General features: G+C 37.2%; 25 protein-coding genes. 17 read left to right on the top strand and 8 right to left on the bottom strand.

The window, feature by feature from the left end:
* The first annotated feature begins 43 nt into the window (after positions 1 to 43).
* The gene (gene pepF / locus ACIQ2D_RS06175; protein WP_402861004.1) at positions 44 to 1861 is read left to right on the top strand and encodes an oligoendopeptidase F; all 1818 of its coding nucleotides are present in this window, start codon (positions 44 to 46) and stop codon (positions 1859 to 1861) included.
* A 520-nt stretch (positions 1862 to 2381) separates the two neighbouring features.
* On the opposite strand, the gene ACIQ2D_RS06170 is transcribed toward pepF, so the two are convergent.
* The 4 genes from ACIQ2D_RS06170 to ACIQ2D_RS06155 all read right to left on the bottom strand — a co-directional run bounded on the left by ACIQ2D_RS06170 (position 2382) and on the right by ACIQ2D_RS06155 (position 5260).
* Positions 2382 to 3191 carry a DsbA family protein gene (locus ACIQ2D_RS06170; RefSeq protein WP_402861002.1) on the bottom strand — a complete coding sequence of 270 codons (810 nt, stop codon included), beginning with the start codon at positions 3189 to 3191 and terminating at the stop codon, positions 2382 to 2384.
* The gene (locus tag ACIQ2D_RS06165) at positions 3184 to 3591 is read right to left on the bottom strand and encodes a globin domain-containing protein (protein ID WP_402860999.1); all 408 of its coding nucleotides are present in this window, start codon (positions 3589 to 3591) and stop codon (positions 3184 to 3186) included. The genes ACIQ2D_RS06170 and ACIQ2D_RS06165 overlap by 8 nt, the downstream gene beginning before the upstream one ends.
* A 260-nt stretch (positions 3592 to 3851) precedes the next feature.
* Positions 3852 to 4664 (bottom strand): lytic transglycosylase domain-containing protein, encoded by an 813-nt coding sequence (locus ACIQ2D_RS06160; RefSeq protein ID WP_402860996.1) that lies wholly within the window; start codon positions 4662 to 4664, stop codon positions 3852 to 3854.
* Between the two features lie 8 nt (positions 4665 to 4672).
* The gene (locus ACIQ2D_RS06155) at positions 4673 to 5260 is read right to left on the bottom strand and encodes a CYTH domain-containing protein (protein WP_402860993.1); all 588 of its coding nucleotides are present in this window, start codon (positions 5258 to 5260) and stop codon (positions 4673 to 4675) included.
* Positions 5261 to 5378: 118 nt separating this feature from the next.
* On the opposite strand from ACIQ2D_RS06155, the gene ACIQ2D_RS06150 reads away from it, so the two are divergent.
* From ACIQ2D_RS06150 to ACIQ2D_RS06125, 6 genes are all read left to right on the top strand, one after another.
* The gene (locus tag ACIQ2D_RS06150) at positions 5379 to 5762 is read left to right on the top strand and encodes a UPF0738 family protein (RefSeq protein ID WP_402860990.1); all 384 of its coding nucleotides are present in this window, start codon (positions 5379 to 5381) and stop codon (positions 5760 to 5762) included.
* A 58-nt stretch (positions 5763 to 5820) separates the two neighbouring features.
* Positions 5821 to 6489 carry a GTP diphosphokinase gene (gene yjbM / locus ACIQ2D_RS06145; RefSeq protein WP_402860987.1) on the top strand — a complete coding sequence of 223 codons (669 nt, stop codon included), beginning with the start codon at positions 5821 to 5823 and terminating at the stop codon, positions 6487 to 6489.
* Positions 6489 to 7283, top strand: a complete 795-nt coding sequence (locus ACIQ2D_RS06140) for an NAD kinase (RefSeq protein ID WP_402860984.1) — start codon at positions 6489 to 6491, stop codon at positions 7281 to 7283. The genes yjbM and ACIQ2D_RS06140 overlap by 1 nt, the downstream gene beginning before the upstream one ends.
* 1 nt (position 7284) lies before the next feature.
* Entirely contained in the window at positions 7285 to 8184 is a 900-nt protein-coding gene (locus ACIQ2D_RS06135) for an RluA family pseudouridine synthase (protein ID WP_402861672.1), read from the top strand.
* Between the two features lie 212 nt (positions 8185 to 8396).
* Positions 8397 to 9773: a magnesium transporter gene (gene mgtE, locus ACIQ2D_RS06130; RefSeq protein WP_402860981.1), complete on the top strand. Its 1377-nt coding sequence runs from the start codon at positions 8397 to 8399 to the stop codon at positions 9771 to 9773.
* Positions 9774 to 9825: 52 nt separating this feature from the next.
* Positions 9826 to 10221 (top strand): hypothetical protein, encoded by a 396-nt coding sequence (locus tag ACIQ2D_RS06125; protein ID WP_402860978.1) that lies wholly within the window; start codon positions 9826 to 9828, stop codon positions 10219 to 10221.
* Positions 10222 to 10290: 69 nt separating this feature from the next.
* Here ACIQ2D_RS06125 and ACIQ2D_RS06120 read toward each other — a convergent pair whose 3' ends face one another.
* Positions 10291 to 10857: a CotY/CotZ family spore coat protein gene (locus ACIQ2D_RS06120; RefSeq protein ID WP_402860975.1), complete on the bottom strand. Its 567-nt coding sequence runs from the start codon at positions 10855 to 10857 to the stop codon at positions 10291 to 10293.
* A gap of 135 nt (positions 10858 to 10992) precedes the next feature.
* Between ACIQ2D_RS06120 and ACIQ2D_RS06115 the strand changes: the two genes are divergently transcribed.
* The 6 genes from ACIQ2D_RS06115 (at position 10993) to ACIQ2D_RS06090 (ending at position 13718) form a co-directional block, all read left to right on the top strand.
* The gene (locus ACIQ2D_RS06115; protein WP_402860972.1) at positions 10993 to 11397 is read left to right on the top strand and encodes a YhcN/YlaJ family sporulation lipoprotein; all 405 of its coding nucleotides are present in this window, start codon (positions 10993 to 10995) and stop codon (positions 11395 to 11397) included.
* A complete protein-coding gene (gene spoVAC, locus ACIQ2D_RS06110) occupies positions 11397 to 11852 on the top strand; it encodes a stage V sporulation protein AC (protein WP_402860969.1) in 456 nt (151 codons plus the stop codon). Before ACIQ2D_RS06115 ends, spoVAC begins: the two co-directional genes overlap by 1 nt.
* Entirely contained in the window at positions 11846 to 12841 is a 996-nt protein-coding gene (locus ACIQ2D_RS06105; protein ID WP_402860966.1) for a stage V sporulation protein AD, read from the top strand. Before spoVAC ends, ACIQ2D_RS06105 begins: the two co-directional genes overlap by 7 nt.
* A gap of 16 nt (positions 12842 to 12857) precedes the next feature.
* The gene (spoVAE, locus tag ACIQ2D_RS06100; RefSeq protein WP_402754073.1) at positions 12858 to 13217 is read left to right on the top strand and encodes a stage V sporulation protein AE; all 360 of its coding nucleotides are present in this window, start codon (positions 12858 to 12860) and stop codon (positions 13215 to 13217) included.
* 64 nt (positions 13218 to 13281) lie between these two features.
* Positions 13282 to 13458: a YjcZ family sporulation protein gene (locus ACIQ2D_RS06095; RefSeq protein ID WP_402860963.1), complete on the top strand. Its 177-nt coding sequence runs from the start codon at positions 13282 to 13284 to the stop codon at positions 13456 to 13458.
* Between the two features lie 11 nt (positions 13459 to 13469).
* Entirely contained in the window at positions 13470 to 13718 is a 249-nt protein-coding gene (locus ACIQ2D_RS06090; protein ID WP_402754075.1) for a stage VI sporulation protein F, read from the top strand.
* A 50-nt stretch (positions 13719 to 13768) separates the two neighbouring features.
* Here the strand turns inward: ACIQ2D_RS06090 and ACIQ2D_RS06085 are convergent, their stop codons facing one another.
* The 3 genes from ACIQ2D_RS06085 to ACIQ2D_RS06075 form a co-directional block, all read right to left on the bottom strand.
* A complete protein-coding gene (locus ACIQ2D_RS06085) occupies positions 13769 to 14197 on the bottom strand; it encodes a GNAT family N-acetyltransferase (RefSeq protein ID WP_402860960.1) in 429 nt (142 codons plus the stop codon).
* A 3-nt stretch (positions 14198 to 14200) separates the two neighbouring features.
* Complete coding sequence (locus ACIQ2D_RS06080) at positions 14201 to 14716, bottom strand: YjcG family protein (RefSeq protein WP_402860957.1); 516 nt, start codon at positions 14714 to 14716, stop codon at positions 14201 to 14203.
* Between the two features lie 83 nt (positions 14717 to 14799).
* Positions 14800 to 15519, bottom strand: coding sequence for an alpha/beta hydrolase (locus ACIQ2D_RS06075; protein ID WP_402860954.1), 720 nt, complete (start codon positions 15517 to 15519; stop codon positions 14800 to 14802).
* Between the two features lie 126 nt (positions 15520 to 15645).
* On the opposite strand from ACIQ2D_RS06075, the gene ACIQ2D_RS06070 reads away from it, so the two are divergent.
* From ACIQ2D_RS06070 to ACIQ2D_RS06055, 4 genes are all read left to right on the top strand, one after another.
* Positions 15646 to 16227, top strand: coding sequence for a phosphatidylglycerophosphatase A family protein (locus ACIQ2D_RS06070; protein ID WP_402860951.1), 582 nt, complete (start codon positions 15646 to 15648; stop codon positions 16225 to 16227).
* A 132-nt stretch (positions 16228 to 16359) separates the two neighbouring features.
* Complete coding sequence (locus ACIQ2D_RS06065) at positions 16360 to 16977, top strand: thermonuclease family protein (protein ID WP_402860948.1); 618 nt, start codon at positions 16360 to 16362, stop codon at positions 16975 to 16977.
* Positions 16978 to 17434: 457 nt separating this feature from the next.
* Positions 17435 to 18031 carry a heme uptake protein IsdC gene (gene isdC, locus ACIQ2D_RS06060; protein ID WP_402860945.1) on the top strand — a complete coding sequence of 199 codons (597 nt, stop codon included), beginning with the start codon at positions 17435 to 17437 and terminating at the stop codon, positions 18029 to 18031.
* Positions 18031 to 19587 carry an NEAT domain-containing protein gene (locus ACIQ2D_RS06055; RefSeq protein ID WP_402860942.1) on the top strand — a complete coding sequence of 519 codons (1557 nt, stop codon included), beginning with the start codon at positions 18031 to 18033 and terminating at the stop codon, positions 19585 to 19587. The genes isdC and ACIQ2D_RS06055 overlap by 1 nt, the downstream gene beginning before the upstream one ends.
* The last annotated feature ends 46 nt before the right edge of the window (positions 19588 to 19633 follow it).

The following is a 19633-nucleotide window of genomic DNA, read 5'->3' as shown; positions in this document are numbered from 1 at the left end:
AATATGAGAGTAGAGGAAAACTCAGATAAGAGGGGGCTGGCACATGGCTAGTAACAGCAATCAGGTTTTAATGAGAAACGAAGTACCAGAGGATTTAACTTGGCGTTTAGAGGACATTTTTGCAACAGACGCACTTTGGGAAGAAGAATTCAAAGAAGTCGCAGCATTTGCAAAAAAAGCGTCTAGCTATGCAGGTACCTTAGGAAACGGTGCAGATGCTTTATTAGATGTTTTAAAGTATTACGATGAAATTTATAGCCGAGCGATGAAGTTATACACTTATGCACATATGCGTTACGATCAGGATACAACGAATAACTTTTATCAGGATATGAATAGTCGTATCCAGACGTTAGCAACAAATATTTCAACGGCATTATCATTTATAACTCCAGAAATTTTAGCTTTAAGCGAAGAGACAATTGAGAGTTATTTAGTAGAAAATAAAGACTTACAATTATATACACAATCATTGAAAGAAATTACGATGGCACGTCCACATGTTTTACCTGCTGAACAAGAGGCACTTCTTGCGCAAATGTCAGAGGTAACTGGTACAGCTTCTAATACATTTGGTATGTTAAACAATGCGGATTTGGTGTTCCCGAAAGTGAAAGATGAGAACGGTGAAGAAATTCAACTAACGCATGGTAACTACATTAAGTTTTTAGAAAGTAAAGACAGAAATGTACGCGAAGCTGCATTTAAAGCGATGTACGCAACATATGGGAGCTTTAAAAATACGTTTGCTTCAACATTAACAGGTAATGTGAAAAAACATAATGTTAGTGCACGTATTCGTAACTATAGTTCTGCTCGCGAAGCGGCAATGTCGAATAATTTCATACCTGAAAATGTGTATGATCAATTAATAGAAACGATCCACAAACATTTGCCAGTGGTACATCGTTATATTGCACTACGTAAAAAAGTGCTAGGTGTGGACAAGTTGCATATGTGGGACTTATTCACACCACTTGTTAAAGAAGTGGAAATGAAGATGCCATATGATGAAGCTAAAGATATTTTAGTGAAGGCATTAGCGCCACTGGGGGAAGAATATCAAGGTATCGTACAAAGCGGATTTGACAATCGCTGGGTTGACGTGAAAGAAAACAAGGGAAAACGAAGCGGTGCATATTCTTCAGGCACATATGGCACAAATCCATATATACTGATGAATTGGCAGGATAATGTCGATAACTTATTCACACTAGCGCATGAATTTGGTCACAGTGTTCACAGCTACTACACACGTAATAATCAACCATTTGTTTATGGAGACTATTCAATTTTCGTAGCAGAAGTAGCTTCAACATGTAACGAGGAATTACTAAACGACTACTTATTAAAAACAATTAAAGATCCTCAGCAAAAAATTTATTTATTAAATCATTGGCTGGATGGATTCCGTAGCACGGTATTCCGTCAAACAATGTTTGCTGAATTTGAGCATATGATTCATGAGATGGATCAAAACGGCGAGTCGCTAACGGCAGAACGCTTAACAGAAGTCTACTATGACTTAAATAAACAATATTTCGGAGAAGACATTGTTGTCGATGAAGAAATCGGTTTAGAATGGGCACGTATCCCACACTTCTACTACAATTATTATGTATATCAATACGCAACAGGTAAATCTGCAGCAACGGCTTTAAGTAAACAAATCTTAGAAGAAGGTGCACCAGCTGTAGAACGTTATATTAATAACTTCTTAAAAGCAGGATGCTCAGACTTCCCTATTGAAGTGTTAAAAGCTGCAGGCGTAGATATGAATGATGCAAAACCAATTGATGAAGCATGTAAAGTATTTGAAGAACGATTAAATGAGTTAGAAAAATTATTGTTAAATAATTAATAGGGATGGCTGTAGTGCATACACTACAGCTTTTCTCTTTAAAATGTAGAAAACATGGCTTTAAAATAATACATAGAATAATATTTTTTTGCGATTTTAGTAATCTTTAAATAGGATTTGATTTAAGAATACCTTGCTGTAATCGCTTTCTATATGACAAATTTGTGAATCTACACCCTGTTCCGTTGCTATATTTATTATTCCATGATAAAGTAAATCCTGTGAAATAAATCACAAAACAAACATACACCCCTTTGTTTGAACGTGAACATTTCTCCCATCCCCTTTGTGAAAAAGAGGCGTCTCTATCTGTCGAGGATAGTGGCGTCTCTTTTGTTTATAGAAAATTTTACATCTTCGAGTCTTAGCACATTTGCATCGATCTATTGTCTCCGAAACATAAGCAATCAGTGATGGAAGACAGACAGCCTCATACATGAAAACGCAAAAAAAAAAAACGGGAATGCTCACTTTTCTAAAGGAGTCATTTCCGCTTTATGTGTATGAAAGAATAATGGCATTATTTAGCGCGCCATAGTGTGGCGTGGTTTGTCTGTATACGTTCAATTTTTTGTAGCAACATGCGTTTCTTTAACTCACGTTCAGCAGATTGCTCTGTCATAGAGTAAATAAATGCTACTTCATTAGTAGATAGAGTATGATACTTCTCAAATAATTCTTCGATGGATGGCAATGGTTGGCTTACAAGCTGTATATCTATCATTTCTTGTAATATTTGTTCATACACTTCGTAAGCATAATTCCCACCAACTTTTAATCCTTCATCTTCTATACATTCATTAAAAAATACGATGCTTGGTACTTCATCTACTTCCATTTCACGTTTGATGTATAAATCACATTGAAAGGCGCGAGCAGCTTCCTTTGAGCCGAAATCTATTGTGAATTCAGCCATATCTAACTGTACATCTTCTGCAATTTTTAATAGGGTAGCATATGAATTAACATCTTGATAATTTAATAGAACATATTCTTGCAGTTTATTTAAATAACGAGCACCTGCACGTTTGCCTTGTAGTTCTGCCGCTTTAATGGCGATGGAAGGTAACACTGGGTGTTTGATATCAAGCTCAACACCTGATACGCAGCCCTTTGTACGCTTACTTATAGAGTTTAAAGAAGTAAGTTCTGTGCTAAGTACGAACCTCCATGTGAAGTAGTGATTGTATTCAAGTTGCAGTTTACGGATTACAGCCTGCATACTAAAAGCTTCCGGACAAAGTGGATCTATGAAAATATACAATTCAATCGGCTTAATGGCAGTTGAAATAGCTGACATGGGCTGTTGCAACATTTGAATATTATTCACGCAATAACTCCCCCTCATCGTCATTAGGACTATTAATCATGTGATGAGCTGTTAATACCAATCGTTGGTAATAAATTTCTCGGAACTTACCGTCTAATCCAATTTCATCCATGGCTTCTGACATACATTCAAGCCATGCTTGAGCGCGATCAGGAGTAATGGCGAAATTCATATGACGCGCACGCATCATGGGATGCCCATGTTCTTCAGTAAAAAGATTTGGTCCACCTAAATATTGTGTTTGAAATTGGATTTGTTTCCTAGCTGTCTCAGTTAAATCTTTTGGGAAGATTGGAATAAGATCTGGGTGATGAGCTACTCTTTTATAAAATGCATGTATGAGTTCAGAAAGCTTTTCAGCTCCAAGCTCATCATATGGAACAGTATAGTTTCGACTCATAATTAGGATGCTCCTTTAATTCTTATAGCAAGTATAGTGTAAGCCTTACAGCAAGGTATAAATTCTAAGTGGCTTGTATGTGTACATTGTAATAATTTTAAAAATAGAATGTGTATTTCTTGTGACTATCTTCATTCTATCAACGTATTTTCGTTTACACAAACAAAGAGCTCTCGATAAGTTTTCCATTGTTAAAAAACAAATTTCACCAATGATGGTGAAATTTGATGAGAAAGTCCGTGAATAAAGGGAAGAGCGAATTAAGCAGTAAAATAATTCATCACTTTTTTTACGTAATTTTGTGTTTCTTTAAATGGCGGGATTCCACCATATTTTGTCACACGAGATGGTCCAGCATTATAGGCAGCGAGCGCAAGTGCTGGGTCATTATCGAATTTATCGAGCATTTGTCGTAAATACTTCGCACCGGCCATAACATTTTGCTCAGGGTCAAAAGCATTGGATACCCCTAAATATTGAGCAGTTTTGGGCATTAATTGCATTAATCCCTGTGCACCGGCATGACTAACAACACTTGGATTGAAATTAGACTCTTGTTTCATAACTGAAGCAATTAACTTTTCAGGTACGTTATGAGTAATCGACGCTTGTTTGATAATTGCGGCATATTTGTTAGCACCAGCAAGTGATTTTTCATAGGCAACAGTACCGATTACATCGTCTGAAACATATGAATCTAACTTTGTACCTGAAGAAGTATTAAATTGTGGTAGTGTGTCATAAACAGATGACGGTACATATACAGCATTAGAGCCGTTGTATAGTAATGCTTGCAAAGAATTGTTATTAGCGTCACCAAGCTGATTTAAATTATTTGTAGTATTTGTGAGACCCGCAAAATAGCTAGATAGGTCTGATGACGATGAAAGTCCCAGTAAGCTAGACATTTTAGCGTTGCTAGATGTTGTTGCATCACTGAGCAATTCGCCAATCATATCAGAAAAAATTGAGTTACTGTTCCCTGTTAGAGAGTTCGACGATGTATTGCCCGATGAACCGAGAGTTTGAAGTGCTTGTATTTCTAATAAAGTTTTGAGTGATTGGATATCCAAGTGATTAGTCACCCTTTCTTTGCTTGTAGCGCTTTCATGAAGCGAGCGATTTTTTTATCAGTCTTTTGTTTTTCGATACCATATTGATGTAGAAACTCGTCGAATATGATATTTCCTTTTTTTACATCATTTGATTCATATTCTACCTCATAATCGTCGCACTGCAAATAGTAAGAATGGTCAAATACAAGAAGTCCCTCTTTATAGGGAATTTCGACACGGTCAGTAGTCAGTGAACCAAACACCGTTAGTTTATCTATAGGGATATTATGTAAATCTAGTCTCTTCGCCACTTCAGTTGCAAAGAAGCCTTTCCCCTGTAACATATTTTTTGCTTGTTCCTCTGTAATTTCATCCGTTGTTTCTAAATGTGAATGCTCAGCAGATTTTTCTTTTAATGTACATTCGAAATAATTAGCAATTTGTCGAATACGTAATCCGCTTTTTAGGTTTCTTAGCGAATTTTCTGGTGTGTCGAAATAATGATTTGTTTGACGATGAATAGCGTCTTTTGGAATTTGGAATTTTTCCAATAACTGTTCATATTGTTGTTTTGTTAAAAGATTTTTAAATTCGATTTCAAGCTGTTGTGCCATGTTTTTCACCCTTTATACATTTTTTAGACAAGTTTTTCTTTTAATATTTACTGACTGCAACTAACTACCCCCATATGCTAAAATAAGAGGAAGAGTATGAACGAAAAGGGGACTCGCATTGCGAAAAATTTATACAATAGAATCATTCAGTTTTGAAAATCAGCAACTTCATTTTAGTTTAAACGACAATGAGCTGAATTTACAGTTAAAACCTGCTGCACAGTTAATTGCAGATTCAGATGATTTTGCATTTATATACTTGCTAGATGCTGGGGAAGATTATCATTATTTACGTTTCCAACCAACCATTTGGCGTGAACTTGTCTATATTATACAAACAAAGCAAAATCCAATGTTACAAGTAGGTACAGAGGTACTGGAGCTAACAAACTTCTACGAGGAATTAGAAATGCTCGTGTATAATATTGAAGGGAATTACAACTATGGGTCGGAATTTGTCCAAGCAGTGGAAACCCACTTTAGGGCAGTTCTAGCTGACTAAATAGTACATAACGGAAACTAACCGTTTTACTGTACGCCGATGTCGGGAGGTTTTAACGATGGGACAATGGGAGATATTTTTAAGTCCATATAAGCAAGCAGTGGATGAATTAAAAATAAAATTAAAAGGAATGCGTTCGCAATTTGGCATAGTTAATGCAAACTCACCAATCGAGTTTGTAACGGGTCGAGTAAAGCCACTTGCAAGCATTTACGATAAAACATTAGAAAAGGGTTTAGCTTTTGAGCCTTCGAAGCAGTTAGGTGACGAACTTGGAGATATTGCTGGCGTGCGTATTATGTGCCAATTTGTAGATGATATTGCTACAGTGACTGAGTTAATCAGGCAAAGGAAAGATATGCGTGTAGTTGAAGAACGTGACTATATTACACATAGCAAGCCGAGTGGTTATCGTTCACATCACATGATTGTGGAATATCCTGTTGAAACGATTCAAGGTGAAAAAGTAGTATTAGCAGAAATTCAAATACGCACATTGGCCATGAATTTCTGGGCGTCTATTGAGCACTCATTAAATTATAAATATAAAGGGATGTTCCCTGAAGAGATAAAAAATCGTCTACAAAGTGCGGCAGAAGCAGCCTTTCGTTTGGATGAAGAAATGTCTTCAATTCGTAGTGAGATCCAAGAAGCGCAAGCATATTTCAATGAATTTAAAGAAGCTTCGAATCCTAATTTACTATCAGAGAAGGAGCGTGACGCATAATGAAATTTTCCATTCAATCACGTAGAGATGCACAATCGAACGAGTTAATGGAGCTAGCAAAAACATATTTACAAGATTTTGGGTTAACCTATGATGAAGAATGTCCTGAAATTGTCGTGTCGATAGGGGGAGATGGCACATTACTTCATGCCTTCCACCGCTATTTACATCTGCTTGATCAAGTAGCTTTTGTCGGTATTCATACGGGTCATTTAGGATTTTATGCGGACTGGAAGCCTTCTGAATTAGAAAAATTGGTTTTGTCGATTGCAAAAAAAGAATTTAATGTCGTGGAATACCCACTATTAGAAGTAAAGGTAGAGCATCATAATACTGAGTCTAATACGTATTTAGCGTTAAACGAAGCAACAGTTAAGTCGCCAGATGTAACACTTGTAATGGATGTTGAATTAAACGGCAATCAGTTCGAACGTTTCCGTGGTGATGGTCTTTGTGTATCAACACCATCTGGTAGTACGGCATATAACAAAGCATTAGGTGGCGCCATTATTCACCCCACATTAGCTGCATTGCAAATTACGGAAATTGCCTCAATTAATAATCGTGTATTCCGTACTGTTGGCTCTCCACTAATTTTGCCAGCGCATCATCACTGTGTATTACGACCAGTTAACGATCAAAACTTTAATATGACAGTCGATCATCTCCAAGTAACGCAAGAAAATGTGAAATCTATTTCCTTTAATGTAGCAAACGAAAGAGTACGTTTTGCCCGTTTCCGACCATTCCCGTTCTGGGAACGCGTGCATGAATCATTTGTAGCAAATGAGTAAAATAGATAAACGGTTTACACTACGGTTTACAGCAACGAAAGATAGACAATTGCTACGTGAAGCATTAGGTGAATGGCGAATATCCAAGCGTGCCTTAACCGCCATTAAATTTGAAGGTGGCTTGCTGACTGTTAATGGCGTGGAGCGGAATGTAAGGCATCCATTGCAAATCGGTGATTTAGTCGAAGTTAAATTTCCACCCGAAGAGAAAAGCGAGGGGCTTGTTGTGGAATATGGCTCACTTCGTATTGTATATGAAGATGAAGCGATTTTAGTGCTTGATAAACCAGCTCATCAAAGTACGATACCTTCGCGTGAGCACCCAACAAAAAGTATTGCCAATGATGTGTGTGGCTATTTTGAGCAGAAAGGCTTGGCTTCGACTGTTCATGTGGTGACGAGACTAGATCGTGATACATCGGGCTTACTTTGTATTGCCAAACATGCACATATCCATCATTTAACGGGACTCGCACAGCGGGGCGGAGAGATTTCGCGAGAATATGAAGCAATTGTCCATGGACATGTAGTAGTGGATAAGCAATCAATCGTTGCGCCTATTGGTCGAAAGGATACGAGTATTATTGAGCGTGAGGTGCGCGAAGATGGTCAATTTGCACATACTGATGTCACAGTGCTTAGTCGCTTTGACATTCATGGTGAGCCAATGACACATATTCGTTTGAAGCTACATACAGGGCGTACTCATCAAATACGTGTGCATATGGCATATTTAGGGCATCCGTTAGTTGGTGATGAATTGTATGGCGGTAAAAGAACGTATATTAATCGCCAAGCACTACACTGTGTATCTTTGCAGATGCTTCATCCGTTGACTAGTGAATCCTTGAAATTTTCAAGTCCGTTAATGGCCGATATGAAATATTTATTAAATAGATGAAGGGGAGATGTTCGCGTAAGCAGAGCATCTCCTTATCGTTTTTAATAGTGTTTTAGCAGAAAATTAGATGGACGTAGGGTATAGTAAAAGAAATGGTGTGTATCCAGAAAAAAGAGTTTGCAGAACCAGTGTGGTGCGCACTATTATATAAAAGGTAGATTTATGTGATAGTATGTAAAAGTTAATTTGATGCTCGGAAGGAGGGGACAAGCATGATAGAGGAAAGAAATGAAAAAGATGAAGTACAATTCGACGAGGCACATTTACGAGAAATGCTAGCACGAAACGATATTGGAGCATTTCGAAATGAATTTTTAGAGCTTCATCCATATGATCAGGCAACGTTTTATGAAAAGGTGGAGCCTGATATAAGGAAAATCATCTATACGTTCTTGTCTCCAACTGAAATGGCTGACATTTTCGAGGCAATTGAATTAGATGATGATGAATATGAAGAATTTTTAAAGGAAATGGATACAGCATATGGTGCAGAAATGTTATCGCAAATGTATGCCGATGATGCTGCCGATGTTTTAAATGAATTAGATACAGAGCAACGCGAGAGCTATTTAGAAATGATGGATGACGCGACAGCAGACGAAATTAATGAACTGCTGAGCTATGATGAGTACACAGCTGGTTCGATTATGACGACCGAATACGTTGCTATTCCAGAAAATTCTACAGTACGCTCAGCAATGGCCATTTTACGTAAAGAGGCACCGAATGCTGAAACGATTTATTATATTTTCGTAGTCGATGAAAAGCATCGTCTAACTGGAGTTATTTCACTGCGTGATTTAATAATTGCGGATGAGGATACGCTCATTCGTTCAATTATGAATGAACGTGTTGTAATGGTACATGCTGGTGACGATCAAGAAGAAGTCGCACAAATTATGAAAGACTACAACTTCTTAGCAACACCAGTAATTGACGACAAAGGTGAATTACTAGGGATTATTACAGTCGATGATATTATCGACGTAATTGATGACGAGGCATCAGAGGATTACTCAAAATTAGCCGGTATTTCCGACATGGATAAATTCGATACAAGCCCATGGCAAGCGGCTAAAAAACGTCTGCCGTGGCTCGTAATTTTATTATTTTTAGGGATGCTGACAGCAAATTTAATGGGGCAATTTGAAGATACACTAGATAAAGTGGCATTACTTGCAGTGTTTATTCCACTGATTTCAGGTACTTCAGGAAATAGCGGCACACAGGCATTGGCCGTAGCGATTCGTGGGCTTGCAACGGGAGACATCGAAGAGCATAGCAAGATAAAGTTACTTATACGTGAGGCGGGTACAGGCTTAATGACAGGTCTTGTATGTGGCATCATTGTGATCGGCATCGTTTATGTTTGGAAACATGAGCTTGTACTAGGTATGCTTGTCGGTGCTGCTATTTGTGGTTCGATTTTAGTGGCAACACTTGCAGGTTCGTTTATTCCATTACTTATGCATCGTTTGAAGATTGATCCAGCTGTAGCATCTGGCCCATTTATTACGACATTAAACGATATTACGAGTATTTTAATTTATTTAGGTTTAGCGACATTATTTTTAAGTCAAATTGGTTGAGCACCATAATTCTTCCTTTTGCATATCGTAGGGAAAAAAGGATGTGAAAATTGTGGAGCGTGAGCCACTATTATTTATTAATTCGCCAACTTATTATTTAAGTATTCCTCAGTCTCAACAGGAGAACACTATGGAGGAAAGTACATCTGTTTTTGTGAAAGATGGTTATATAAATGAATCGAGAAGTGTCCAAACCCATGAACAAAATGAGGAACCCATTAATGAGTACTTGCTTAAACAATTACAATTTTTAGAGAAACCATTTCGACAAAGAGTGTATCAACCCTTACAAATATGTTTAAAAGATGGAAGGAAATTGGCGGGATCTGCATCAGATATACAGTCTGATTCTTTGATGCTTACTTCTGTAGAATTACAAATGCAGGAAATTATCCACATTGGAGATGTTCAACAAATATTATGGCGAGGAAAGAAATTGCCAATATGATAAAAAAACGTACAGCAGAGGATGCTGTACGTTTTTCTTGTTTTTGTAGTGTGTCAAAGGAGAAAGAGATTAATCACAAATACCTAAGTCAACGTCAGCGATACATTGCACAGCGCAGAAGCAAGATAAATCCACAGTAATACAGCTTTCTGTTGATTCCCAATCTGTCACATCACATAGCTTACTCATATCGATACAACACCCATCATCACCTAATAATTCTGCAGTTCCGTTATCGTAATCGATTGGTTCTAAAACACGTAGTGTAGCACAGCAATCATCAAACATGTCTTCTACTCGGAAGAATACCGATGTGCAATGGTCAGATTTAGAATTTTTATTGTTAGAACTTTTATCATTAGAATTTCTATCATGATTTGATTTATGTGAATTTTTCATGTTGAAGAATGCTTTGAATGGAGTGCCGTCTTTTGTAAGTAACATAAACACACGTGTATCTGCATGAGATCGAACTGGACTCACGATACCACCAAGTGGCTCTAAGAAACAGTTTGACGTACACGGAGAACACTCATCCTGTACCGCTTGATTTTGAATGTCTAAAATGGCACGAACTACGTCGCAAACGCAGCCAGCATTTCTTGACCCAGGGTTTGTTGGTTTACCACAACCCATAATTTCACCACCTCTCCTTGTTCCTACTTCTACAATATGTGCTTTTCAAATCGGGAATCGGGCTTTTGCGGATATGGACGAATGAATAGTTTTTTTTATGTGTGGTGACACTGTAAAGAAAAGGAGGATTAACGTGTGAGGCAATTACAAACAGTATTACTTTTGCTACTCAGTATTTTTATTCTTAGTGGTTGTACGGAAAAAGAAAAATTCATTGTATATGGTTCGCCGCATAATGAGGAAGAATTAGAATCCGTATTAAAAGAAGAAGACTATGTCGAAAAATCAACGGTTATTCAGCATGATGATAAAATGCTTGTTGCTGTGCAAATTAAACCATGGGATAAGTGGAAAAAGGCTAAATTAGAGAAGAAGCTACAAAAGAAATTTGATGAACTTTATCCACATAAAGAAGTTTTTGTCTCAGCCGACTACAAGATTTATTACGAGGCGAATAAAGCGAAAAAGGATAAGCTCGAAGATAAAAAAATTAGCGACAAAATAAAAGAATTAAAGAAGCTCGCAAAGGAGAAAGCATAATGGAAAAAGAGCAATATCAAAAATTAGAACAAAGCGTGACACCGAAACCTACCTACTTAATAAATATAGTAAAGGCTTTTTTTGTCGGTGGTATTATTTGCACCATCGGTCAAGCTGTCTCTCTTTTTTACATGATCTTCTTTAATTTTACGGAAGAAACTGCGGGTAATCCCACAGTAGCGACAATGGTTTTTTTCGCGATGATCTTAACCGGCTTAGGCTTGTATAAAAAAATTGGCCAATTTGGTGGTGCTGGGTCAGCTGTTCCGGTTACGGGCTTTGGTAATGCAGTGATTTCCGCTGCCATTGAACATAAATCAGAAGGTTATGTTCTCGGAGTCGGCGGTAATTTATTTAAATTAGCGGGATCGGTTGTGTTATTCGGTGTCGTGTCGGCATTTTTCGTTGCGCTTATAAAATATATCCTTGTGACGTTAGGGGTGGTCTCATGGTAATTGTTTTTCAAACAAAGCCTTCTATAGTAGCGGGAGGTGTTGTAGCAGGACCACTCGAAAAAAGAAGTACGTTTAGTCAATATTTTGATCAGATATACGATGATGAGCGCTGGCAAATGAAAACGAATGAGCAGGGAAACCGAAAAATGATTCAAGAAGCCTGTGAATTCGCAATGAAAAAAGCAGGTGTGAAAAATTTAGAAGTCGATTTCTTTTTAGGTGGCGACTTGATCAATCAAATGACCCCAACAAACTTTGCAGCACGAGAGTTAGCAATTCCTTTTCTCGGTCTATTCTCAGCATGTGCTACTTCAGTCTCTTCAGTAATTATTGCAAGCTTATTAACAGAGGTTGGCGCGTCGAATTTGTCAATAGCAGGTGCATCAAGTCAACATAATGCGGTTGAACGGCAATTTCGGTATCCGGTTAATTACGGGGCACAAAAGCCAGCTACAGCACAGTGGACAGTAACAGCTGCTGGTTTTGCAGTAATTGGCAAACATCAAGATAATCTACCGAGTATTGAAGCGGCTACAATAGGAAAAGTAATTGATTTTGGTATGGATGATCCTTTTCATATGGGAGCAGCGATGGCTCCAGCTGCTTTTCAAACAATCCAATCGCATTTAGAACAAAGAAAACAGAAGTTTTACAATTACGATTTAATATTAACTGGTGATTTAGGACAGCTTGGTTTAAAGCTGTTAAAAGGAATGTTTGCAGAGAGTGGTGTGAAACCAGAGGAGCTGACACTTATTCGCGATGCAGGTGCGGAATTCTATGGGCAAGATGAGGTCTTTCAATCTGGGGCAAGTGGCGCCGGATGTTCGGCTTCTGTCTTTTATAGTTATATAGTGCAGCAAATGCGAGCAGGGAGATATAAAAGGGTGTTACTGGTTGCTACAGGCGCGTTGCTATCACCTCTTTCTTATCAACAAGGAGAAACAATTCCATGTACAGCACATGCAATTGAAATCACAATGAAATGAGGCAAGAGTTATGATTATGTCATTTGTATTTGCTTTCATCGTTGGGGGCCTTATTTGTGTAATTGGCCAACTATTAATGGATGTAGGAAATTTAACTCCAGCGCATACATTAAGTACTTTAGTTGTTGCAGGAGCTATTTTAGACGGTATGGGTTTGTATGAACCACTTATAAATTTTGCTGGGGCTGGTGCAACAGTTCCAATTACTTCATTTGGGAATGCCTTAACACATGGAGCAATGGCTGAGGCAGAAAAACATGGATTAGTTGGCGTGATGAGTGGAATGTTTGAAGTAACAAGCTCAGGAATTAGTGCCGCTATTGTCTTTGGCTTTATAGGTGCATTAATTTTTAAACCAAAAGGAAATATCGATTAGACGAATACCCCTCTCATTTCTGTGCCCTTACATATTATAGGGTATAGAAGGGAGGGGTACTTTTATGGGAGGCTATCAAGGTTGGTGTTCTCAACCGTACGGTGGAAATGTTGGTGGAGCTAATTGCTGGAATAATAACTATTGCGGAGGCAATAACAATACTGGCTACGGTTCAACATTTGTTTTAATAGTAGTGTTATTTATTTTACTTATTATTGTCGGCGCTACTTTCGTATATTAAGGAGGGTGGATATGCAACGCTCATTTTTTAATTCAATAGAGAAAAAAACTGGCGTATCGATGGAAGAAATTTTCGCACTAGCGAACGCTGTACAACATGCAGATTTTAAAAATGAAAAACATGTAAGAAAAATCGTACGTCGTGTTGGCAAAGTGTCGAATAGACAAATAAGCCAAGAGCTTGAAGATAAAATAGTAAATTCTATTTTACAAGATGGCGATTCATTAGATTTAGATAAAATCACAAAAATGATGAAATAATTAAAAAGGTGTTACGAAGATGCAGAAGCATCTTCGTAACACCTTTTAGGTTAAATTGATTTTTCCATTGCGCGATGTGGAATATCAGCATCCATAAATTCTGGGGACGTCGCCGTAAAGCCGAGTTTTTCATAAAAAGGAACTGCGTAGCTTTGTGCATGCAATTTTAATTTTTTTATATGGATAGTAATGGCATGTTTTTCTATTTCTTTCATGATTAAAGCACCAAGTTTTTTGCCGCGTTGTGATTGTAAAATACTTACACGTTCAATTTTTGCGATGTCATTTTCTACAATTCGTAGGCGTGCCGCACCAACGGCTTCATCATTTTCATACATAACAAAATGCGTAGCCGTAGCATCGTATTCATCATATTCTAGATGAAGAGGGATGCCTTGTTCTTCTACAAAAACTTTTGTGCGAACAGCGAAAGCATCATCATATTCTTTTTTTGTTTCAACAATTTTTACTAAATACAAAGGTCATTCAGCTCCAGTCAATCGGAAAGTTTCGTAAGTTGTCCACGAACCATCTTCCAATTGGTACACCAGATGAATACGATCAATGATGTCCTTCTCGTCCACGCCTATCATACGTAACTGCCCAAAGATGTCATCGTGTTCAGAGGCTGTCATTTTTTGTGCAATTGTAATATGTGGAACAAAAGTGTGTTTTTCATTCCCAAAAGGAACTTTTTCTTGCAGTTTTTTATGGAATACAACCAATTGTTCTGTTGGTTCAATGCGGAAATAAATTGCATTCGTTGCTGGGAAAAACGAACTAATGCGTGACGCATGAATTGTCAGTGGTGCATGTTTTGAAGCGAGCTCATTTAACTGTTGAACGATAGACTTAATTTCTTCGTCACTTGCGTCAAAACTGTCCTTTAACGTCATATGCGGTGTAATCAGTGCAAAATGCGGATCATAACGCTTGCGATACGTATTTGCCAAATCTTGTAGTTTTTTTGATGGAAACGCAACAATACCGTACTTCATAGTCCATTACCTCCCGAAAATAAACGATTTATCTATCTAAGTATATCAGAAATTGTATTACACGTAATTTGAATCGCCTAGAATTAATTGAAATTTTCAATTAATGCTCGTCTTAAATCAGGTTTCCAATATTTCCATGTGTGATTACCATCAAACTCATCATAAAATGTAGAAAATCCTTTACTAAGCATTAAATTGTGTAGCTGTCGATTAGGTGTTAAAAAGTCTTTGATCGTTTTATCCATTGTAACGACTTTGTTCTCATCTTTACCTATGATGTGATAGATTGAAATATCAGTAGGGTTTTTAAATTGCTCAACCGCTTTCAAGACGTCTTCATCCACATATGGTGATTGTAAAATAACCTTTCCGAAAATATTCGGATACTTTAACGCAGCCATTAAGGAAGCGGTTGCAGCCAGTGAATCACCAATGACTCCACGGCCCATGCCCATCTGATATGTTGCAAATTCACGGTCTAAATACGGAACAAGTTCATGTGCTAAAAAGCGTAAATAAGCTTCATGCTGTTCACCGCTTGGAATATATTTATGACGGCGATCTTTAATATCTTTATATGGCACAAATGCGATAATTAAATTTTCAATTTCATAGTCATCAATAAGTTCATCTGCAAGTCTTGTAATGCCACCTAATTGAAAGTAATCTTTGCCATCTGATGCGATTAAAATATTATATTTATATAGTGGAGAATAGTTTGCTGGTATGTAAATATATAAATCTAATGTTTCCTGTAATGCTTCACTATAAAACTTTAAATCTTGTACAGTACCCTTGTCCAACGATGACACTCCTTCATAATGATATGTAACAAAATTGTATCATATTACAAAAGTAAGGGTATAATAAGTTGTGATGTTTGACAGCTAGAAATTCACTAGCAATAAAATTTGAAATGAGGTTTAGTTATGCATGATAAAAGTATTCGTGTACATTCTGATGAAGTTGCTAAAGCTACCAAAGCTGCATTATTTCGTCGCGGTGTATCGCTAGAAGCCATTGCTGAAATTGTTTATGAAATGCAAAATCCTTATAATGATGGATTAACATTAGAACATTGTGTTCATTCTGTTGAGCGTGTACTGCGTAAGCGTGAAGTACAACATGCGGTTCTAGTTGGTATTGAATTAGATGAACTAGCAGAGAAAAAATTATTATCTGCCCCACTTCAACAAATTATTGAATCTGACGAAGGGCTATTTGGTGTTGATGAAACGATTGCACTAGGATCTGTTTTTACATACGGTAGCATCGCAGTAACAACTTTTGGTCACTTAGACAAACAAAAAATAGGCATTATTAAAAAACTTGATACAGAGCCTGGTCTTCATGTAAATACATTTTTAGATGATTTAGTTGCTAGTATCGCTGCCTCTGCTGCTTCACGAATCGCACACCGTATGCGTGATTTAGAAGAAGAAGGCGAAACATTTGCTGATATTGATCCTGAAGAACTTGGACCAAAGCCCAAACCCCATAGTGAAATTTAAGATTATATAAAGTGAAATGCTGTCTGCTAAGTACGTTAGAAAACTTAGCAGACAGTTTTCTTTTTAATAAAGAAGATATATTATGGTACTATTATTATAGTAAATGCTAAAAGGTTAAGAGGGAAAAGTTATATGAAAATGCAAGATATAAAAACACTAATTACTAGCGGAACGATAATTTTGGCTGTTGCGCTGTACATGATTTTTGGTAGACCACCAGCGGATGACAAAGAAACATCGACTTCCGATCAACAAGGTATTATTACTATCACCGATGTAGAAAAGAAGACAGGAAATGAACGATTTACTGTAGACTATATAAAAGCCTATGATGGCGATACGATTCAAGCGACAGTGGATGGCGAAAAACAAAAAATTCGTTTATTAATGGTAGATACTCCGGAAATGCATCATAAAAAAGATGGTAAACAGCCATATGCACAAGATGCAATGGATTACACAGTGAAGCTAATGGAAAATGCAAAAAAAATTGAAGCTGTGTATGACGTGGGGCCTGAAACAGATAAATATGACCGTTTGTTAGCATATGTGTTTGTAGACGATGTGCTGTTACAAGAATCTTTATTAAATGAAGGACTAGCAGCTGTACGCTTCATTCATAAACCAAATAATACATTTGAAGATGAATTCCGTGAAATTCAGCAAAAAGCTCAAGATATAAAATTAAATATTTGGTCGAACGATAAATACTTCCAAAAAGATGGATTCCATCCTGAAGTATTAAATTAAAGTAAAAGCGCTGTGGGATTATATCCCACAGCGCTTTTACATGGAAGCGAGCCATTCCACTGGGTGGCGGATCATATCTCAAGGAAATGGATTAATTCTTTGCCGAACAGATCATTCCAATGCAGGACGGACCAAACACAAGGAAATGAATCACTTCCACACGAGCAGGGGAAAACCAATTATTTTGTCGTGAAATATTCCTAAAATCGTTAATATCAACCCTACTTTTGAGGTTAAATCAATATATTTACAAATTGAGTACAATTTAGTTTAAGTTATTGACATTCATTGGTACCAGCAGGTATTCTTGGAAATGGACATGTTAATTGAGAATGTTTTTCGATTGTAACGAATTTCGTTTGTCGAAAAACAACAAGAATGTAATATGTTTAACTTACAATATTTTTTTGCAATAAATATTTTTAATTTTCATAATAAATAATGGAGAGTGCGGCACATGAAGAAAATAGTGATGTTGTTCATATTGGTTAGTATGATCACATTAAATGTAGTATTACCACAAGCATCAGCTCAACTTGCTGATGGTACACATTCTGTTAAGTATCAGGTGAATAAACCAGATAGTAATTCAGCGTCGATAGCGAATGATTACTTCGTAAAACCTGCAAAAGTAACCGTAAAAAATGGTGTAGCTACTGTACAAATTACATTGAAAAATAGCGCATGGATTACAAAATTCCAGCCACCAGGCGGTGCAACAATTATCAGCGAAGATAAAACCGCTGATACACGTGTTGTACAATTCACAGTTAAAGATTTATCAAAACCAGTTGTTACATCAATGAAAATTGATATCAATGATATTAATTACCACCACGAATATAGTGTTTCATTAATATTTGAAGCACCATCTACAAGTGTCGGAGCTACAACTAGCGAAAATGTAACTTCAAAAACGACTACAGATTCAGAAAGTCAAGTGTCTAATCCACAAACAAGTGATGCGACGCCTTATTTGTTCATCATTGCATTAGCGGGATCAGCATTTTTACTTTATAGAAATAAAATTCAAACTAAAACGGAGGATCAATAATGACTAAAAAACGTCAATCACGCGCAACGAAAATAGTACTTGCGTCATTACTAGCAGCATCTCTATCAATCCCATCATTCGCATCGGCTGATGTAGGTGGAACAATTAACGTGAATGGAACAGAGGCAACAACTCGTGCTGTAGAAGCTCAAGATGGTAAAACAGTAACATTCAAAACATTCAAACCAGGTACAGACGAAGCTGGTTACATGGATAAGTACTTTGCAGGAACTGGTTTACTGGTTGAAAAAGACGGTACATACACTGTGAAATTAACAGTACCAGCTACTTTTAGCAAAATGATTCCTGGCTTCCAAGTGAAGCAAGGAGATAAATATGTAGATGCAACAATCGAAGCACAAGCAGATGGCACAAGTGTTGTCTCATTCCCAGTAGATCCAACAGTGAAAACTGCAGCAAAGGTACACGTAGTAGTGGCTGCGGCTGGGATGGATAAATGGTATGACTTTGATTTCCAACCTGTAGTAGCTGAAGAAACGGTGACAGAAAACGAAGCAACTCCAACACCATCAGAGGAAGCTAAAGAAGAGAATACAGAAGTATCAGAAGAAGATGTAGAAGTAATGGAAGTAGGCGTGACAGTTTACAAAGATGGCACTAAAGAAGAGTCAATCATGAAAAATTACATCGACTCAACTGTCGCTGTGGCTGAAGCAGATGGCACATATGTTGTAGCAATGCTATTCCCTAAAGGTCAGTACATTCAATCATTTAAAGTAGCAGGTCAGGATGCGGAATTGGCGGAAGAAGATAAAGAAACAAACGAACGTATCTACACATTTGAAGTAGAAGATTTAACAGCATTAACAACTGCACAAATCCACATTATCGTAGATGAAGCGGGCGTTAAATACGATTCAAACCACACTGTACAATTCGGCTTTGATGTAGCAGAAGAAGAAAAAGACACTACAAATCCATTTAAAGATATTGACAATAATGAAAACAAAGAAGCAATTTTAAACTTACTTGCTTATGACATTATCAAAGCGCAAGATAAATTCAATCCAAACAGCAATCTTACTCGTGCACAATTCGCGTTGATGATTGCACGTACGTTAGAGCTAAAATCGACAACAGATGCTGGTTTCCAGGACGTAAAAGGCTTAGATGCCGAACGCATTAGTGCAATCAATGCACTTGCTGAATATGGCATCGTTGAAAAACGTGATAAATTTAATCCAAACGCAACATTAACACGTCAACAAGGAGCATTAATGATTTACCGTGCAATCGACGCTGTTACTGAAGAAGAATTAGAAGTTGATAGCTCATTACCTTACGCTGACGTAGCAACAATTGCTAACGATGAAGCAAAAAAAGCATTCTCATTATTATACAAGGCAGGTATTATGACTGGTGCTGTTGCAAAAGATGGTAAAACGTATATCAATGCAAACAAACCACTAACACGTGGACAAATGGCGAAATTGTTAAATAACTCTTTAGAATTCTTTTATGAAGAAGTAGAAGCAGAAGAAACTACAAAAGCAGAAGCAGCAGATGAAAAAGCAGTAGAACAAAACGCAAAATAAATACTAAAATAGCAACTTCCTCTCTCATTTAGATGAGAGAGGAAGT

The organism is Lysinibacillus sp. NPDC097287 (assembly GCF_044761695.1).
Taxonomy (GTDB): Bacteria; Bacillota; Bacilli; order Bacillales_A; family Planococcaceae; genus Lysinibacillus.
The sequence above is the reverse complement of the archived record's forward strand: the minus strand, read 5'-3'. Positions and strand labels throughout refer to the sequence as shown.

Excerpts from the sequence above, each read along its gene's own strand:
- pepF (WP_402861004.1), top strand. The coding sequence starts at position 44 with ATGGCTAGTAACAGCAATCAGGTTTTAATGAGAAACGAAGTACCAGAG.
- ACIQ2D_RS06165 (WP_402860999.1), bottom strand. The coding sequence starts at position 3,591 with ATGAGTCGAAACTATACTGTTCCATATGATGAGCTTGGAGCTGAAAAG.
- ACIQ2D_RS06155 (WP_402860993.1), bottom strand. The coding sequence starts at position 5,260 with ATGGCACAACAGCTTGAAATCGAATTTAAAAATCTTTTAACAAAACAA.
- yjbM (WP_402860987.1), top strand. The coding sequence starts at position 5,821 with ATGGGACAATGGGAGATATTTTTAAGTCCATATAAGCAAGCAGTGGAT.
- ACIQ2D_RS06140 (WP_402860984.1), top strand. The coding sequence starts at position 6,489 with ATGAAATTTTCCATTCAATCACGTAGAGATGCACAATCGAACGAGTTA.
- mgtE (WP_402860981.1), top strand. The coding sequence starts at position 8,397 with ATGATAGAGGAAAGAAATGAAAAAGATGAAGTACAATTCGACGAGGCA.
- ACIQ2D_RS06120 (WP_402860975.1), bottom strand. The coding sequence starts at position 10,857 with ATGGGTTGTGGTAAACCAACAAACCCTGGGTCAAGAAATGCTGGCTGC.
- spoVAC (WP_402860969.1), top strand. The coding sequence starts at position 11,397 with ATGGAAAAAGAGCAATATCAAAAATTAGAACAAAGCGTGACACCGAAA.
- ACIQ2D_RS06105 (WP_402860966.1), top strand. The coding sequence starts at position 11,846 with ATGGTAATTGTTTTTCAAACAAAGCCTTCTATAGTAGCGGGAGGTGTT.
- spoVAE (WP_402754073.1), top strand. The coding sequence starts at position 12,858 with ATGTCATTTGTATTTGCTTTCATCGTTGGGGGCCTTATTTGTGTAATT.
- ACIQ2D_RS06095 (WP_402860963.1), top strand. The coding sequence starts at position 13,282 with ATGGGAGGCTATCAAGGTTGGTGTTCTCAACCGTACGGTGGAAATGTT.
- ACIQ2D_RS06090 (WP_402754075.1), top strand. The coding sequence starts at position 13,470 with ATGCAACGCTCATTTTTTAATTCAATAGAGAAAAAAACTGGCGTATCG.
- ACIQ2D_RS06080 (WP_402860957.1), bottom strand. The coding sequence starts at position 14,716 with ATGAAGTACGGTATTGTTGCGTTTCCATCAAAAAAACTACAAGATTTG.
- ACIQ2D_RS06070 (WP_402860951.1), top strand. The coding sequence starts at position 15,646 with ATGCATGATAAAAGTATTCGTGTACATTCTGATGAAGTTGCTAAAGCT.
- ACIQ2D_RS06065 (WP_402860948.1), top strand. The coding sequence starts at position 16,360 with ATGAAAATGCAAGATATAAAAACACTAATTACTAGCGGAACGATAATT.
- isdC (WP_402860945.1), top strand. The coding sequence starts at position 17,435 with ATGAAGAAAATAGTGATGTTGTTCATATTGGTTAGTATGATCACATTA.
- ACIQ2D_RS06055 (WP_402860942.1), top strand. The coding sequence starts at position 18,031 with ATGACTAAAAAACGTCAATCACGCGCAACGAAAATAGTACTTGCGTCA.